We start from the raw sequence: 16,477 nt of genomic DNA, 5'->3' as shown, positions 1-16,477 counted from the left end.
GTCGTGCGGTGACCGCGTCGACCGCGGCGACTACGGGACGATGACCAGGCGCTTGTGCCCGGTGTCCTCGGCCTGCCAGGCCTGCTCGATCTCCGCCAGCGGCACGGCCCGGGTGTCGATCCGGATCTCACCGGCGGCGGCGCCCGCCATCAGGCGGTTGAACATGTCCAGGAACGCCTGCGGCGGCGGGAAGCCGCCGCCCACGATGGTCAGGCCCGCGCTGCGGATCGTGCCGGCCGACAGCTCGATGGTGGCGCCCGCCGACTCGCCGATCTGCACCAGCCGGGGGCCGGAGCTCTTCAGGTGGAAGTCCTTGCGGGTCATCGCGGTCAGCAGCGCCTCGGTCGGCTTGCCCCACAGGTAGTCCAGGATCACGTCGTACCCGGTGTCGCCGGCCGCGGCGGCGAAGGCCTCGGCCATCTCCTCCTGGGTGCCGTTCAGCGGGACGGTGGCGTCCGCGCCGTACTCGCCCAGGGTGTCCAGGACCTCCTGGTTGCGGCCGGCGGCGACGACCCGTCCGGCGCCCAGGTGCTTGGCGATCTGGATGGCGAGCTTGCCGGCGGCGCCGGTGGCGCCCAGCACCAGGACGGTCTCGCCGGGCTGCAGCTTGGCGGCGTGCTCCAGCGGTATCCACGAGGAGAGCGCCGGGTTGGGCAGCGCGGCGGCGGTGAGGTCGTCCACGCCGTCCGGCACCGGCCAGGTGAACGGGGCGCGGGCGACGGTCAGTTGCGCCATCGAGCCGTACGGCTTGCGGGCCCCGCCGAAGAACACCCGGCTGCCGTCCTCCAGTCGGCCGACGCCGTCCAGGCCGACCACCGCGGGCAGGTTGTCGGAGCTGGCGAAGTGGCCGCCGCCGGCGACCGCCTTGGTGGAGGGGTTGAGCGCGGCCGCCAGGACCTGGACGAGCACCTCGCCCTCGCCCGCGGTCGGCTCGGGGAACCGCTCGAAGCGGGGCGGCTTGCCGAGCGTGTGGAGGACTGCGGCGTCCATGGTGCTACTCCATTCACAGGTGATCGGGCCGAACGTACGCCGGTCCCCGGCCGAGGGCGGCCGGGGACCGGGGAAAACATCAGTTGATCAGACCGGCTTCCTTGGCCGCCAGTTCGAGCTCGGCGGGGGAGCCGGTGAAGATGGTGCGGACGTGCTCGGTGACGGCCTCGACCGGCCAGTCCCACCAGGCGATCCGGGCGAGCCGGTCGATGTCCGCGTCCTCGAAGCGCTTCTTGATCAGCTTGCCGGGGTTGCCGCCGACCACGCCGTAGGCCGGCACGTCGGAGGTGACCACGGCCCGGGTGCCGATGATCGCGCCGTCGCCGATCGTCACGCCCGGCATGATCACGGCCTCCCGGCCGATCCACACGTCGTTGCCGATGACGGTGTCGCCGCGGCTGGCGACGGTAGCCAGCGCGTCCACCGTCCGCGCGGTCCAGTCCCCGCCGAACATGAAGAACGGGTAGGTGGTGGAGCCGATCATCGGGTGGTTGGCGGCCGGCATGATGAACTGGGCGCCGGTGCCGATGGCGCAGTACTTGCCGATCACCAGCTTCTCGGGCCCGAAGTTGTAGAGCACGTTCCGGGTCTCGAACGCCGCCGGGTCGTCGATGTCGGCGTAGTAGGTGAATTCCCCCACCTCGATCAGCGGGGAGCTGATCAGGTTCTTCAGGAACACCACCTTGTTGTCCATTCCCGGAAGGTACGTCTGGGAAGGGTCGGGGCTGACGGGCATGGCCTCTCCTCGTGCGGGACTATGCCTTGACGGCGGTGACGAACAGGAAGTTTCCGGGGCCGGACAGGTCGTGCACGGTCATCCCGGCGTCGGCCAGCCAGCCGGTGAGCTGCTCCGGGTCGAAGGAGCCGCGGTGCGCCTGGCGCTCCAGCCGGCTCTGGAACTGTCGGTAGAGCGGGTCTGCGGCCTGACGGAAGGTCATGACCGTGAAGGTGCCGCCCGGGCGCAGGCAGCGGCCGACCTCGCGGATCGCCCGCTCCGGGTCGGGGATGGCCTGCAGCGCGTTCCAGCAGTTCACCCCGCCCAGCGAGGCGTCCTCGAACGGCAGTTCCAGGGCGCTGCCGCGGACGGTGAGGACCCGGTCCAGCTTGGCCCGCAGCTGGGCCAGCATCTCGGCGGAGAGGTCCAGCGCGATCACCCGCTCCTCGCCGAGCGAACGGGCCAGCACCCTGGTCCAGCGGCCGGCGCCGGCCGCCAGGTCGAGCACCGGGCCGTCGACCGGCCGGACGTGCTCGCTGAGGTAGGCGTCCTCGTCGTCGAGCGACACCCAGCCGCCCCAGTTGGCGCCCATGATCCGGACGAACCCGGCCCGCAGGCCGCGCTCGTACCGGCCGGCCAGCAGCGGGTCGCTCGGGCCGGACGGCTGGTCGTGGAAGTCCAACAGCCCGTCCACCGACGGGAATACGGCCTCGCAGCCGGTGCAGACGGCGGCCTCGGTGCCGCCGGCCAGCGGCTGTCGGCAGCGCGGGCAGCGGACGGCCCGGGCGTGGCCCCGCAGGACGTCCGCGGCCGGGGACGGCTCGGCGGTCCGCTCCTCCTCGGGGGCGGGCACCACGAACGGGGACACCGTGGCGCCGTGCTCGCAGGCCCAGACCGCCTTGGCGCCGGAGTAGGCCAGCAGCGCCCGGGTCTCGGTCGCCCACAGCTCGGCGGTGCGCTCGGCGGGCAGGCCGAGCCACTGGTCGAGCGCGGGGGCGGTGGCCCGCTCCTGCTCGGTCAGGCCCCAGACGGCGGGGGAGGGGAAGACCCGGCCGAGGTTCCACCGGGTCGCGGCGTCCGCGGTCTCCCACGGCTGGAGGCAGCGGGCCAGCCGGGACAGGTCGTCCCGGTCCACCCCGGTGCCGGGGAGGGCGGCGAGGATCCGCTCGCCGTCCTCGGGGAAGTGGCCCAGCAGGAAGAACAGGGCGGCGCCGCGACCGGCGTCCGTCCCGCTGTCCGACAGCAGCCGGAGGTAGCGGTCCAGGCCGGCCCGGACGGCCTCGTGGGCGGGGAAGCCGCCGTCCGGGCCGGCGGCCTCGGCCAGCAGCCCGAGCAGCAGGGCGAGCCTGGCCTGGTGTGCGGGCGGGACGGTGTCCAGCGCGTCCAGCAGGGCCGGAATTCCGGCGAGCGCGTCCGGGCGGAGGGAACCGTCCGCCTGGAATTCCGCGGCGAGCCGGCGGAATACGCCGTCGAGTTCGGCGGGGGTCGAGCCGGTGAATTCGTCGATCGTGGCGCGCGCGACCGAAATCGCGCTCGTGTCACTCATGGTGCGGAGCCTACCCGTCCCGGTCTGCGAGGCAGATCCGAATATGGTGCGAGAAGCGTGTTCTGAGGGGAATTCAGGGGGTGTAGGGGGGTGTTAGGGGATGAGCAGGACGCGGCCGCTGGTGCGGCGCTCCTCGACGGCGGCGTGCGCCTCGGCGGCCCGGCCGAGCGGGAAGCGGGAGTCGATCCGGACGGTCAGCTTCCCCTCGCGCATCCACTGGAAGCAGCGCTCCAGGAAGTTCAGCGGCGGCCACGACTCGTCGAAGAAGTGCGGCAGGCAGAAGCGGGTGACGAACAGCGAGCCCTTGTCGTTCAGCGTCATCAGGTCCAGCGGCGGGACGAAGCCGCTCGCCTGGCCGAAGTTGATCAGGTAGCCGCGCGGGGCCAGGCTGTCGAGGTTCGCCTCGAAGGTGTCCTTGCCGACCGCGTCGTAGACCACCCGGACGCCCTCGCCGCCGGTGATCCGCTTGACCTCGGCGGCCACGTCCTCGGTGTCGCCGGAGACGATCACCGCCTCGGCGCCGGCCTCCTTGGCGACGACGGCCTTCTCCTCGGCGGAGACCACGCCGATGACCCGCGCGCCGCGCATCCGGGCGAACTGGGTGATCAGCGTGCCCACGCCGCCGGCCGCCGACTGCACCAGGGCCCAGTCGCCCTCGGCCAGCGGGTACGCCTCGTGGGTCAGCTTGTACGCGAGCAGGCCCTGCACCGGCAGGCCGGCCGCCTCGCCGAGGTCGATGTCCTCCGGCACCGGGATCAACTGAGCGGCGGGGGCGATGACATGGCTCGCGTACGAGCCGGCCGCCAGGGCCCAGGCGACCCGGTCGCCGACCCGCACGCCGGTCACGTCCGGGCCGAGCGCCTCGACGTAGCCGGAGCCCTGGTAGCCGGGCTCCAGCGGGAGCGCGGCGTCGGCCCGGTAGTAGTCGCGCTTGGCGAGGTCGCCGCGCCGGTTGAGGATGTCGAAGAAGGTGACGGCCGCGGCGTGGGTGCGCAGCAGCACCTGTCCCGGGCCGGGCTCGGGCAGTTCGAGGTCCTCCAGCTCCAGCACCTCGGGGCCGCCGTAGGCGTGCTGACGGATGATCTTCATGGCGGGTGTCACTCTCTCTGGGAACGGGTGGCGTGTGAACTGACGGACCGTCAGCGAGGCTTGGCGTTCAGGTAGTTGCTGAAGGCCTTGATCTGGAAGCGCTGGAACCCGGTGAAGGAGATGCCGTCCTTGGAGCGCTTGAAGAGGCCGGGCACCGACTGGCCCTGCTTCCCGGTCGCCGCGGCGTAGTGGTAGAGCATCTTGACCCGGCGGCGGCGGATCTTCTCGTAGCGGCGCAGCAGTTCGGCGGGGGAGCCCTGGCCGGACAGCGCCCGCCCGATCACCCAGGCGTCCTCCAGCGCCTGGTTGGCGCCCATGCCGGTGCGCGGCGGGACGGCGTGCACCGAGTCGCCGAGCAGCGTCACCGGGCCGCGCCCCCACACCTTGGGGACCTGGTGCAGGATGTGCGGGAAGACCTGGACGTCCTCGTCGCTGATCGACTCCAGCAGCTCGGGCAGCGGGGAGGAGAAGCCGGCGAACCGGGCCCGCAGGTTGGCCACCGCGGACTGCGGCCGGCCGTCGGCGCCGATCGGGCCGGTGCCGTCGGGGGAGCCGGGCGCGCCGGGCGGGACCGCGTCGCCGTCCGCCCACGGCGTCTCGAAGGCCCAGTAGAGCATGGACTCGCCGAGCGGGTGCATCACGCACAGGCCGTGCTCGCCGGCCATGGTCTGCACCCGGTTGCTGTTGGTCAGCTCCACCGGCAGCGGGGTGGTGCCGTGCCAGGTCGCCCAGCCGGTGTGCTCGGCCGGCGAGAAGCCGAAGAGGTGCTTGCGGACGAAGGAGCGGTGGCCGTCCGCGCCGATCAGCACGTCGGCCTCGATCCGCCGGCCGTCCTCGAAGGTGATCGCGACCGGCCCGTCCGTCCCCGGCGCGGGCTCGTCGATGACGGTGGCGCGGGCGCCGAACCGCAGCACGCCCGGCGGCAGCGCGGCGGCCAGCACCTCGACCAGCTCGCTGCGGCGGATCACCTTGTTCGGCGAGCCGAAGTCGCGCGCGATCCGGTCGAGGTCGACCTTGACCAGCGGCTGGCCGGTCTCCGAGGTGATGTCCACCCGGTCGAGGCGGTGGCCGAGGTCGGTGTGGTCGATGCCCAGCTGGGTCAGGATGCCCGTGGCGTTCGGCCACAGGATCACCCCGTAGCCGCCCTTGCGGAGCTCGTCCGCCTGCTCGTAGAGCTCGACCTGGTGGCCGGAGCGGGTGAGCGCCAGGGCGGAGGCGACGCCGCCGAGCCCTGCACCGATGATGACGATCTTCATGAGCTGTCTCCTGAGGAGGTTCGAACGGTGGATCAGCGGCCGGCCGTCAGAGGGGTCTGAGGGCGGGCTCGACGGCGTCGGCCAGCCACGCCAGCACGGTGCGCGCGGTGGTGTCGGAGTGGTCCTCCAGGACCGAGAAGTGGTCGCCGGGGGTGTCCAGGGCGGTGTGCGGGAGCGACCAGACGGCCTGCCAGCCGGCCGACTCCCGGATCTCCTCGGTCCACGGGTCGGCCGCCCGCACCAGCAGGGTCGGTACGGCGATCCGCTCCGGGCGCCAGCCGGCGAAGAGCCGGTGGTACGCGCCCATCGCGGCCAGCCGGGTGTCGTCGGCGAGCGCGAAGGCCGACTCGCGGTCCTTCATCGCGGCGGACATCGACGGCTCCAGCAGCGGCAGTTGGTCGTAGTCCGGGTCGTAGCTGTCGACCAGGGCCAGCCCGGCCGGGCCCGTACCGAGCCGCTCCAGCCGGGCGGCGACCGCGTGCGCGATCCAGCCGCCGGCCGAGCGGCCGACCAGGACGAACGGCCGGCCGCCGGTGTGCCGGAGCACCGACCCGGCGTGCAGGCCGGCCAGCGCGTCCAGGTCGGCGGGCGGCAGCTCGCCGGCCAGGAAGCCCGGCTGGGGCAGCACCAGGACCTCGCGGCGGCCGCGGCAGGCGGCGGCGAACCGGGCGTACTCGTGCGGGCCGGAGACCGGGCCGAAGGACGGCAGGCAGACCAGCACCGGGCCGTCCGGGCTCTGCGCGAGCCGGACCGGCTCGGCGGCCGGGGCCTCCTCGGCGGTCCGGAACGAGGGCCGGCAGCCGGCGGCGGCCTTGAGCAGGTCCAGCGCGGCCATCGAGGAACCCTGCTCGCAGGCCTGCCAGTAGAGCGTCGCCAGCGGGCCGTCCGGCTCGGTACCGGCCACGGCGGCGTCCGCCTCAGCGGCCCGCCCGTCGGCGTGGGCGTCGGCCCGCTCGGCGAGGCGCTCGCGCAGGTGGGCGGCGAGCAGCGCCGGGGAGGGCTGGTCGTAGATCAGGCTGGTGGCCAGCCGGAGCCCGGTGGCCGCGCCCAGCTGGTTGCGCAGCGCCAGCGCCGTCAGCGAGTCGAAGCCGAGTTCGAGGAACCGCCGCCCCGGGTCGACCTGTTCGGGCCCCGCGTGGCCGAGCACCCCGGCCACCGCGCCGCGCACCAGGTCGAGCAGGATCCGCTCCCGCTCCACCTCCCCGGCGTCCGCCAGCCGCCCGGCCAGCCGCTCGGCGGCGGACGGGCCCGCGGTGTCCTCGGGGAACTCCCCGGCCGGCTCCTGGCGCCGGGACGGCGCACCGGCCGCCAGATCGCGCAGCAGTGCGGGCAGCGGCCCGGGAGCGGCCCGGCGGCGGATGGCGGGCAGGTCCAGGCGGGCGGTCACCAGGGTGGCGTCCCCGGCCGCCAGCGCGGCGTCGAACAGGGCCAGGCCCTCGGCGGAGGAGAGCGGGGCCACCCCGCCGCGGACCATTCGGGACAGCTCCGCCTCGTCCAGCCCGCCGGTCATGCCGCTGGGCTGCGCCCACAGGCCCCAGGCGAGCGACTGCGCGGGCAGGCCCCGGGAGCAGCGGCGCTCGGCGAGCGCGTCGAGGAAGGCGTTGGCCGCGCCGTAGCTGGTCTGGCCGGCGCTGCCGAGGGTGGCGGCGGCGGAGGAGAACAGGACGAAGGCGGCCAGGTCGTGGCCGGCCGTCAGGTCGTTCAGGTGGACGGCGGCGTCGACCTTCGGGCGGAGCACGGTGTCCACCCGCTCGGGGGTGAGCGAGTCCAGGATGCCGTCGTCGAGGACGCCGGCGGTGTGGATGACGGCGGCGAGGGGGTGGTCGGTGGGGATGTCGGCGAGCAGGGCTGAGAGTTGGTGGCGGTCGGCGGTGTCGCAGGCGGTGACGGTGACGGTGGCGCCGAGGGCGGTGAGTTCGGTGGTGAGCTCGGCGGCGCCGGGGGCGTCGGGTCCGCTGCGGCTGGTGAGCAGCAGGTGGCGGGCGCCGTGGTCGGTGACGAGGTGGCGGGCGAGCAGGGCGCCGAGGGTGCCGGTGCCGCCGGTGACCAGCACCGTCCCGGCCGGGTCGATCGGGCGGGCCGGCTCGTGGGGGACGGGCAGCAGGCGGGCCGCGTGCGGAACGCCGTCGCGGATCACCAGCTGGGGCTCGTCGGTGGCCAGGGCGGCGGGGATCGCCGCGGCGGAGGCGGCGGAGTCGTCCAGGTCGAGCAGGGCGAACTGGCCCGGGTACTCCGCCTGGGCGGAGCGGACCAGCCCCCACACCGGGGCCAGGGCGAGGTCGTCCAGGCCGGGGCCGGCGGCGCGGCGGGTGGCCAGGACGAGGCGGGAGGCGGCCAGCCGGGGTTCGGCGAGCCAGGCGCGGAGCAGGTCGAGGGTTCCGTTGACGGCGGCGCGGACGGCCGTCGGCAGCCCGGCGTCCGGGCCCGCCGCGGCGGGCAGGTGGTAGAGGACGGTGGCGGGGACGGCCTCGGCGGCGGCGAGGGCGGCCAGGTCGGTGTACGGGACCAGCCCGTCGGTGGAGCCGGGCCCGGCGTTGAGGACGGCGATCGGGCCGTCCGGGCGGCCGGTGCGGGCGCCCCCGACGGGCCGCCAGACCGTCCGGAACAGGGCGCCGGCCGAGGCGTCCTCGCGGGGCCCCTCCAGCCAGTAGCGGCCGCGCTGGAAGGGGTAGGTGGGCAGGTCGACCCGGCGGGCCCCGGCGAGGGCGGGGGAGAAGTCGACCGGGACGCCCCGGACGTGCAGGCGGGCGGCGGAGGCCAGGAAGGCGGTCGGGCCGCCGTGGTCGCGGCGGAGCGTGCCGCAGATGACGGTGGGCGCGGCCGTCTCGTCCAGGGTCTCCTGGAGTCCGGGGGTGAGGACGGGGTGGGGGCTGATCTCGACGAAGGTGGTGAAGCCCTCGGCGAGCAGGGCGCGGACGGCCTCCTCCAACCGGACGGTCCGGCGCAGGTTGCGGTACCAGTAGGCGGCGTCCATCGTCGTGGTGTCCAGCCACCGGTTGTCGACGGTGGAGTGGAAGGGGATGTCGGCGCCGCGCGGGGTGACGGGAGCGAGCAGGGTGAGCAGGTCGTCCTGGATCCGCTCGACGTGGGCGGAGTGGGAGGCGTAGTCGACGGGGATGCGGCGGGCGCGGATGCCGTCGGTGGTGAAGCGTTCGACGAGTTCGTCGAGGGCGTCGGCGTCTCCGGCGACGACGGTGGAGCTGGGGCCGTTGACGGCGGCGATCGAGATGCGGTCGTGCCAGGGGGTGAGGTCGATGTCCTGGGCGGGTTGGGCGATGGAGACCATGCCGCCGTTTCCGGCGATGGCGGTGATGGCCTGGGAGCGCAGGGCCACGACCCGGGCGCCGTCCTGGAGGGAGAGGGCGCCGGCGACGGTGGCGGCGGCGATCTCGCCCTGGGAGTGGCCGATGACGGCGTCGGGCTCGATGCCGTACGCCTGCCAGAGGGCGGCGAGGGAGACCATGACGGCCCACAGGGCGGGCTGGACGACGTCGACCCGGTCGTAGCCGGGGGCGCCCTCGGCGCCGCGCAGGACGTCGACGAGCTTCCAGTCGGTGAACTCGGCTAGGGCGTCGGCGCATTCGGTGATCCGCGCGGCGAACACCGGCTCGCTGTCGAGGAGTTCGACGGCCATTCCGACCCACTGCGAGCCCTGCCCGGGGAACACGAACACCGTCCGGCCGGTCACGTCCGCCGTGCCGGCCACCACGGCGGCCGGGTCCTGCCCGGCGGCGTAGGCGGCGAGCGCGGTCCGGTCGGCGCCGACCACCACCGCGCGGTGGGGGAAGGCGGAGCGGCCGGTGGCCAGCGAGTGGGCGACGTCGACGGCCGCGAGCGCGGGATGGGCGTCCAGGTGCTCGGCGAGGCGCCCGGCCTGGGCCCGTACGGCGGCCTCGGTGCGGCCGGCCAGCAGCCACGGGGCGCCGGTGCCGGCCGACGGGGTCTGCCCCTCGGCGGGCTGCTCGGTGGGCTGCTCCTCCGGGGCCTGCTCGACGATGACGTGGGCGTTGGTGCCGCTGATCCCGAAGGAGGAGACGCCGGCCCGGCGCGGGCGGCCGGTCTCCGGCCACTCCCGCTCCTCGGTCAGCAGCTCCACCGCGCCCGCCGACCAGTCCACGTGCGGGGTCGGCTGGTCCACGTGCAGGGTCCGGGGCAGGACGCCGTGCTGCATGGCCAGCACCGTCTTGATCACCCCGGCCACCCCGGCCGCGCTCTGGGTGTGGCCGATGTTGGACTTCACCGAGCCCAGCAGCAGCGGGAGTTCACGGTCCTGGCCGTAGGCGGCGAGCAGCGCCTGGGCCTCGATCGGGTCGCCGAGGGTGGTGCCGGTGCCGTGCGCCTCGACGGCGTCCACGTCGGCGGCGGTGAGGCCGGCGGAGAGCAGGGCCTGGCGGATCACCCGCTCCTGCGCCGGGCCGTTGGGCGCGGTGAGCCCGTTGGAGGCGCCGTCCTGGTTGACGGCGCTGCCGCGCAGCACGGCGAGCACCGGGTGCCCGTTGCGCCGCGCGTCGGAGAGCCGCTCCAGCATCAGCATGCCGACGCCCTCGGAGAACCCGGTGCCGTCCGCCGCGTCCGCGAAGGCCTTGCACCGGCCGTCCGCCGCCAGGCCCTTCTGCCGGGTGAACTCCACGAACAGTCCGGGCGTGGACATCACCGCGACGCCGCCCGCCAGGGCCAGGTCGCAGCCCCGGCGGCGCAGCTCCTGGACCGCCAGGTGGATCGTCACCAGCGAGGAGGAGCAGGCGGTGTCCACGGTGACGGCCGGGCCCTCCAGGCCCAGCGCGTACGAGACCCGGCCGGTGGCGACGCTGCCCGCGCTGCCGTTGCCCAGGTAGGCGGCGACCTCGTCGGGCACCTCGTCCAGCCGGGCGGCGTAGTCGTGGTACATCACGCCGGCGAACACGCCGGTCCGGCTGCCGCGCAGGGTGAGCGGGTCGATGCCGGACCGCTCGACGGCCTCCCAGGAGGTCTCCAACAGCAGTCGCTGCTGCGGGTCCATGGCGAGGGCCTCGCGCGGGCCGATGCCGAAGAAGCCGGGGTCGAACTCGGCGGCGTCGTAGAGGAACCCGCCCTGGGCGGTGGCGCTCTGCTCGCCGAGGTCCCAGCCGCGGTCGGCGGGGAACGGCCCGATGCCGTCGCCGCCCTCGGTGAGCAGCCGCCAGAAGTCCTCGGGCGTGCGCACCCCGCCGGGCAGCCGGCAGGCCATGCCGGTGACGGCGATCGGCTCGTCGGCGATCGCCGACAGCCGCTCGTTCTGCTTCCTGAGCCGCTCGTTGTCCTTGATCGAGGCGCGCAGCGCCTCGACGATCCGCTCCGGCGGGGTAGTCATGCTGTCCTCTTCCTCAGACGCCTGCGGGGTCCACCGAGGTGCCCAGCGCCAGTTCGACCAGGTCCGTGATGTCCATGCCGTCGATCTCGGCCGCCCGGGCCTCCTCGGCGGCCTGCTCCTCGGCGGTGCCGCCGCCGGTGCCGCCGTCGGCCTCCGCCTCGGGCAGCAGCAGCGCCCGCATCCGCTCGGCCAGCGCGCCGGCCGTCGGGTAGTCGAAGACCGCCGTCGCGGGCAGCCGCAGACCGGAGGCCTGGTAGAGCCGGTTGCGCAGCTCCACGGCCGTCACCGAGTCGAACCCGAGCTTGCTGAACGGGAGTTCGGGGTCGACCTGCTCGGCCGAGGAGTGCCCGAGCACCCCGGCGATCTGGGCCCGGACCAGGTCGAGCGCGGCACGGCGGCGGTCGGCCCCGGAGAGCGCGGCCAGCCGTTCGGCCAGCCGGCCGCCGTCCTCCCCGGTACGGGACCGGGCGGCGCGCCGCGCGGCGGGCCGGACCAGCGCGCGCAGCAGGTGCGGCACCGGGGTCCGCCCGCGCAGCACCGCGAGGTCGAGCGCGGCCGGCACCACCAGCGGGGCGGGGACGGCCAGCGCCTCGTCGAACAGGGCGAGCCCGTCCCGCTCGGACAGCGGCACCGTGCCGCCCCGGCTCATCCGCTCCAGCTCGGCCTCGCCCAGGTGGCCGGTCATGCCGCTGGGCTGCGCCCACAGGCCCCAGGCCAGCGACTGCGCGGGCCGCCCGGCCGCCCGGCGGCGCGCCGCGAGCGAGTCCAGGTAGGCGTTGGCGGCGGCGTAGTTGCCCTGGCCGGGGCTGCTGAAGGTGGCGGCGGCGGAGGAGAACAGGACGAAGGCGGCCAGGTCCAGCTCCGCGGTCAGCTCGTCCAGGTGCGCGGCGGCGTCGAGCTTGGGCCGCAGCACCCGGGCGAGGGCCTCGGGCGTCAGGGTCTCGACCACGGCGTCGTCGAGGACGCCGGCGGTGTGGACGACGGCGGTGAGGGGGTGGTCGGTGGGGATGTCGGCGAGCAGTGCGGCGAGTCGGTCGCGGTCGGCGGTGTCGCAGGCGGTGACGGTGACGGTGGCGCCGAGTTCGGTGAGTTCGGTGGTGAGCTCGGCGGCGCCGGGGGCGTCGGGGCCGCTGCGGCTGGTGAGCAGCAGGTGGCGGGCGCCGTGTTCGGTGACGAGGTGGCGGGCGAGCAGGGCGCCGAGGGTGCCGGTGCCGCCGGTGATCAGGACCGTCCCGGCCGGGTCGAGCGGACGGACGTCGGCGGTCGGGGTGGCCCGGACCAGCCGGGGGGCGAACAACTCGCCCTCTCGGACGGCCAGTTGCGGCTCGCCGCTGGCCAGCGCGGCGGGCAGGGCGGCGGCCGCGTCGGCGGTGCCGTCGAGGTCGACCAAGACGAACCGGTCGGGGTGCTCCGCCTGCGCGGAGCGGAGCAGGCCCCAGAGCGGGGCGTGGACCAGGCCGGGCACCGGGTCGCCGGGGGCGGCGGCGACCGCGCCCCCGGTCAGCACGGCCAGCCGCGTCCCGGCGAACCGCTCGTCGGCGAGGAACTCCTGGAGAAGGCCGAGGACTTCACCGGTCACCCGGTGGGCTTCCGCCGGGGACCCGCCGTCGGCCGGCGGGGCGGGCAGGAGCAGGACCTCCGGTCCGCAGGCGGCCCCGGCCAGGGAGTCCAGGCGGTCGAGTCCGGCCAGGCCGTCCAGCCGGAGCCCGGGGACGGCCCGGTCATCGCCGAGCACCGCCCAGCGCTCCGCCCGCCCGCCGTCGCCCGGCGCGACCCGGGCCCACTCGACCCGGAAGAGCGCGTCCCGCTGCCCGCGCCGGGCGGCCCGCAGCTGACCGGCGGAGATCGTCCGGACGGCCAGCGAGGCCACCGAGGCGACGGGGGCGCCGGTCTCGTCGAACAGGGCCAGCGACACCGAGTCCGGCCCGGTGGGGGAGACCGTCACCCGCAGCGCCGTGGCGCCGGTGCCGTGCAGGCGGACGCCGCTCCAGGCGAACGGCAGGCCGTTGCCCTCGGCCGCGCCCTCCCGGTGGGCCAGCCCCATGCCGTGCAGGGCGGCGTCCATCAGCGCGGGGTGCAGGCCGAAGCGGTCCGCGTCGGCGTGCGCCTGCCGCGGCAGCCGGACCTCGGTGTGCACCTGCTCGCCGAGCCGCCAGGCCCGGGTCAGGCCCCGGAACACCGGGCCGTAGCCGTAACCGGCCTGCTCCAGCCGGTCGTAGTAGCCGTCCAGGTCGACGGGGGCGGCGCCGGCCGGCGGCCAGGGCCCGCTCTCGGCGGGGGCCTGGGCGTCGTCGGCGGCGAGCAGACCGCCGGCGTGCCGGGTCCACGGCTCGCCGTGCGGGGCGTCCTGGGGGCGGCCGTAGACGGCCACCGGCCGCAGGCCGGACTCGTCGGCCGCGCCGACCACGGCCTGCAGGACGACGGCGCCGCGCTCGGGGAGGATCAGCGGGACCTCGATGGCCAGGTCCTCGACCAGGCCGCAGCCGACCTCGTCACCGGCGCGGACGGCCAGCTCCACGAAGGCCGTACCGGGCAGCAGGACGGTGCCGGAGACGGCGTGGTCGGCCAGCCACGGGTGACTGCGCAGCGACAGCAGGCCGGTGAGCACCACCCCGTCGCCCTCGGCCAGCGGCAGGGCCGCGCCGAGCAGCGGGTGGTCGGTGGCGCCGAGGCCGGCCGCGGTGACGTCCCCGGTGCCGGAGGAGGGCTCCAGCCAGTAGCGCTCGTGCTGGAAGGGGTAGGTGGGCAGGTCGACCGGGCGGGCGCCGGCCGAGCGGCCGGAGAGGTCCACCGCCACGCCGCGCACCCAGAGTTCGGCGGCGGAGGCCAGGAAGCGGGCGAGCCCGCCCTGGTCGCGGCGGAGCGTGCCGCAGGCGACGGTGGGGGCGGTCGCCTCGTCCAGGGTCTCCTGGAGTCCGGGGGTGAGGACGGGGTGGGGGCTGATCTCGACGAAGGTGGTGAAGCCCTCGGCGAGCAGGGCGCGGACGGCGGCCTCCAGCTGCACCGGGTGGCGCAGGTTGCGGTACCAGTACGCGGCGTCGAAGGCGGCGGTGTCGGTCCAGCGGCTGTCCAGGGTGGACCAGAACGGGACCTTCGGGGGCCGGGGGCGCAGGTCGGCCAGGGCGGTGAGCAGGTCGTCCTGGATCCGCTCGACGTGGGCGGAGTGGGAGGCGTAGTCGACGGGGACGCGGCGGGCGCGGATGCCGTCGGTGGTGAGGCGTTCGACGAGTTCGTCGAGGGCGTCGGCGTCCCCGGCGACGACGGTGGAGCTGGGGCCGTTGACGGCGGCGATGGAGATGCGGTCGTGCCAGGGGGTGAGGTCGATCTCCCCGGCGGGCTGGGCGACGGAGAGCATGCCGCCGTTTCCGGCGATGGCGGTGATGGCCTGGGAGCGGAGGGCGACGGTGCGGGCGCCGTCCTGGAGGGTGAGGGCGCCGGCGACGGTGGCGGCGGCGATCTCGCCCTGGGAGTGGCCGATGACGGCGTCGGGCTGGACGCCGTGGGCCTGCCAGAGGGTGGCGAGGGAGACCATGACGGCCCACAGGGCGGGCTGGACGACGTCGACGCGGTCGTAGCCGGGTGCGCCCTCGGCGCCGCGCAGGACGTCGATGAGGTTCCAGTCGGTGAACTCGGCGAGGGCGTCGGCGCATTCGGTGATCCGCGCGGCGAACACCGGCTCGGTGTCGAGGAGTTCGACGGCCATCCCGGCCCACTGGGAGCCCTGGCCGGGGAAGACGAAGACCGTGCGCCCGGTGACGTCCGCCGTGCCGGAGGCGAAGTCCGCTAGAGCATCGTGGAGTTCGGCGGTGGTGGCGCCGACCACCGCCGCGCGGTGGGCGAAGTCGGAGCGGGACGAGGCCAGCGAGGCGGCGAGGTCGGCGGGGACGAGCGCCGGGTCGGCGGCGAGCAGCTCGCGCAGCCGCGCGCCCTGGTCCCGCAGCGCGGCCGGGCTCTTGGCGGAGAACGCCAGCGGAACCGGGCCGGTCGGCGCGCTCGACGGCTCAGGAGCCTCGTCCGACGGGGCCTCGTCCGACGGGGCCTCGTCCGACGGGGCCTCGACCGGCGGGGCCTGCTCTAGTACGACGTGGGCGTTGGTGCCGCTGACGCCGAAGGAGGAGACGCCGGCCCGGCGCGGGCGGCCGGTCTCCGGCCAGGCGCGCGCCTCGGTGAGCAGGTCGACCGACCCGGCCGTCCAGTCCACGTGCGGGGTCGGCTGGTCCACGTGCAGGGTGCGGGGCAGCACGCCGTGCTGCATGGCCAGCACCGTCTTGATCACCCCGGCCACGCCCGCGGCGCACTGGGTGTGGCCGATGTTGGACTTCACCGAGCCGAGCAGCAGCGGGAGTTCGCGCTCCTGGCCGTAGGTGGCGAGCAGCGCCTGGGCCTCGATCGGGTCGCCGAGGGTGGTGCCGGTGCCGTGCGCCTCCACCACGTCGACCTCGGCCGCCGCCAGCCGGGCGTCGGCCAGCGCGTGCCGGATCACCCGCTGCTGGGAGGGGCCGTTGGGGGCGGTCAGGCCGTTGGAGGCACCGTCCTGGTTGACGGCGCTGCCGCGGATCACGCCGAGCACCCGGTGCCCGTTGCGGCGCGCGTCGGAGAGCCGCTCCAGCATCAGCATGCCGACGCCCTCGCTCCACGCGGTGCCGTCGGCGGCGCCCGCGAAGGCCTTGCAGCGGCCGTCCGGGGCCAGCCCCTTCTGCTGGCTGAACAGCACGAACATGCCGGGGTTGGACATCACCGTCACGCCGCCGGCCAGCGCGGTGGTGCACTCGCCCTGGCGCAGCGAGCGGGCGGCCCAGTGCAGCGCGACCAGCGAGGAGGAGCAGGCGGTGTCGACCGAGACCGCCGGGCCCTCCAGGCCGAAGTGGTAGGCGATCCGGCCGGAGGTGACGCTGGAGGTGGTGCCGGTGCCCAGGTACAGGTCCACGCCCTCCGGGATGTCCGAACCGGTGCCGTACAGCTGCGAGGTGGTGCCGACGAAGACGCCGGTCCGGCCGCCGGCCAGCGACTGCGGGTCGATGCCCGCGCGTTCCACGGCCTCCCAGGAGGTCTCCAGCAGCAGCCGCTGCTGCGGGTCCATCGCCAGCGCCTCGTTGGGGCTGATGCCGAAGAAGCCCGCGTCGAAGCCGGCCGCGCCGTCCAGGAAGCCGCCGTGGCGGGTGTAGCTGGTGCCGGCGGCGCCCGGGTCGGGGTCGTACACCGAGTCGAGGTCCCAGCCGCGGTCGGTCGGGAACTCGGAGATCGCGTCGGCCTCGTCGACCAGGAGCCGCCACAGCCCCTCGGGGCTGCGCACGCCGCCGGGGAAGCGGCAGGCCATGCCGATGATCGCGATCGGCTCGTGGCGCTCGTCCTCGAGCTCCTTGAGCCGCCGGTGGGCCTTACGGGTATCGGCCACCGCCCGCTTGAGGTACTCGCGAAGCTGGTCTTCGTTGGCCATCTCAGATCACTTTCCTGCGGCGGAGTGGTGGCTGCCGGGGTCGTCCGGCTCCGGGGCGGGGCGCGGCCGCGTCCGGGCGTGTCCGGGGCGCCGCCGGGCCGTGCCCCGGAAGGGG

General features: G+C 75.3%; 7 protein-coding genes. All 7 read right to left on the bottom strand.

Translation table 11 applies throughout. The annotated features are described in order from the left end of the window. Positions 1-30: 30 nt before the first annotated feature. A complete protein-coding gene (locus ACFU7Z_RS19605) occupies positions 31-990 on the bottom strand; it encodes a zinc-binding alcohol dehydrogenase family protein (RefSeq protein WP_117490417.1) in 960 nt (319 codons plus the stop codon). A 79-nt stretch (positions 991-1,069) separates the two neighbouring features. Further along, positions 1,070-1,726 carry a CatB-related O-acetyltransferase gene (locus ACFU7Z_RS19600; protein ID WP_380778499.1) on the bottom strand — a complete coding sequence of 219 codons (657 nt, stop codon included), beginning with the start codon at positions 1,724-1,726 and terminating at the stop codon, positions 1,070-1,072. A gap of 19 nt (positions 1,727-1,745) precedes the next feature. Next, positions 1,746-3,251 carry a class I SAM-dependent methyltransferase gene (locus tag ACFU7Z_RS19595; RefSeq protein WP_380778497.1) on the bottom strand — a complete coding sequence of 502 codons (1,506 nt, stop codon included), beginning with the start codon at positions 3,249-3,251 and terminating at the stop codon, positions 1,746-1,748. Positions 3,252-3,344: 93 nt separating this feature from the next. After that, positions 3,345-4,340, bottom strand: coding sequence for a quinone oxidoreductase family protein (locus tag ACFU7Z_RS19590; protein WP_380778495.1), 996 nt, complete (start codon positions 4,338-4,340; stop codon positions 3,345-3,347). Positions 4,341-4,390: 50 nt separating this feature from the next. Beyond that, entirely contained in the window at positions 4,391-5,596 is a 1,206-nt protein-coding gene (locus ACFU7Z_RS19585) for an NAD(P)/FAD-dependent oxidoreductase (protein ID WP_049652989.1), read from the bottom strand. 46 nt (positions 5,597-5,642) lie between these two features. Next, complete coding sequence (locus ACFU7Z_RS19580; RefSeq protein ID WP_380778492.1) at positions 5,643-10,925, bottom strand: SDR family NAD(P)-dependent oxidoreductase; 5,283 nt, start codon at positions 10,923-10,925, stop codon at positions 5,643-5,645. Positions 10,926-10,938: 13 nt separating this feature from the next. After that, positions 10,939-16,362: a type I polyketide synthase gene (locus tag ACFU7Z_RS19575; RefSeq protein WP_380778490.1), complete on the bottom strand. Its 5,424-nt coding sequence runs from the start codon at positions 16,360-16,362 to the stop codon at positions 10,939-10,941. Positions 16,363-16,477 lie beyond the last annotated feature (115 nt).

The organism is Kitasatospora sp. NPDC057518, from assembly GCF_042802075.1.
In the GTDB taxonomy this organism is placed as follows: domain Bacteria; phylum Actinomycetota; class Actinomycetes; order Streptomycetales; family Streptomycetaceae; genus Kitasatospora.
This window is presented reverse-complemented; position numbering and strand designations above follow the sequence as displayed.

Bases quoted from the DNA above. Each gene is read 5' to 3' on its own strand.
- ACFU7Z_RS19605 (WP_117490417.1), bottom strand. From the start codon at position 990: ATGGACGCCGCAGTCCTCCACACGCTCGGCAAGCCGCCCCGCTTCGAG.
- ACFU7Z_RS19600 (WP_380778499.1), bottom strand. From the start codon at position 1,726: ATGCCCGTCAGCCCCGACCCTTCCCAGACGTACCTTCCGGGAATGGAC.
- ACFU7Z_RS19595 (WP_380778497.1), bottom strand. From the start codon at position 3,251: ATGAGTGACACGAGCGCGATTTCGGTCGCGCGCGCCACGATCGACGAA.
- ACFU7Z_RS19590 (WP_380778495.1), bottom strand. From the start codon at position 4,340: ATGAAGATCATCCGTCAGCACGCCTACGGCGGCCCCGAGGTGCTGGAG.
- ACFU7Z_RS19585 (WP_049652989.1), bottom strand. From the start codon at position 5,596: ATGAAGATCGTCATCATCGGTGCAGGGCTCGGCGGCGTCGCCTCCGCC.
- ACFU7Z_RS19580 (WP_380778492.1), bottom strand. From the start codon at position 10,925: ATGACTACCCCGCCGGAGCGGATCGTCGAGGCGCTGCGCGCCTCGATC.
- ACFU7Z_RS19575 (WP_380778490.1), bottom strand. From the start codon at position 16,362: ATGGCCAACGAAGACCAGCTTCGCGAGTACCTCAAGCGGGCGGTGGCC.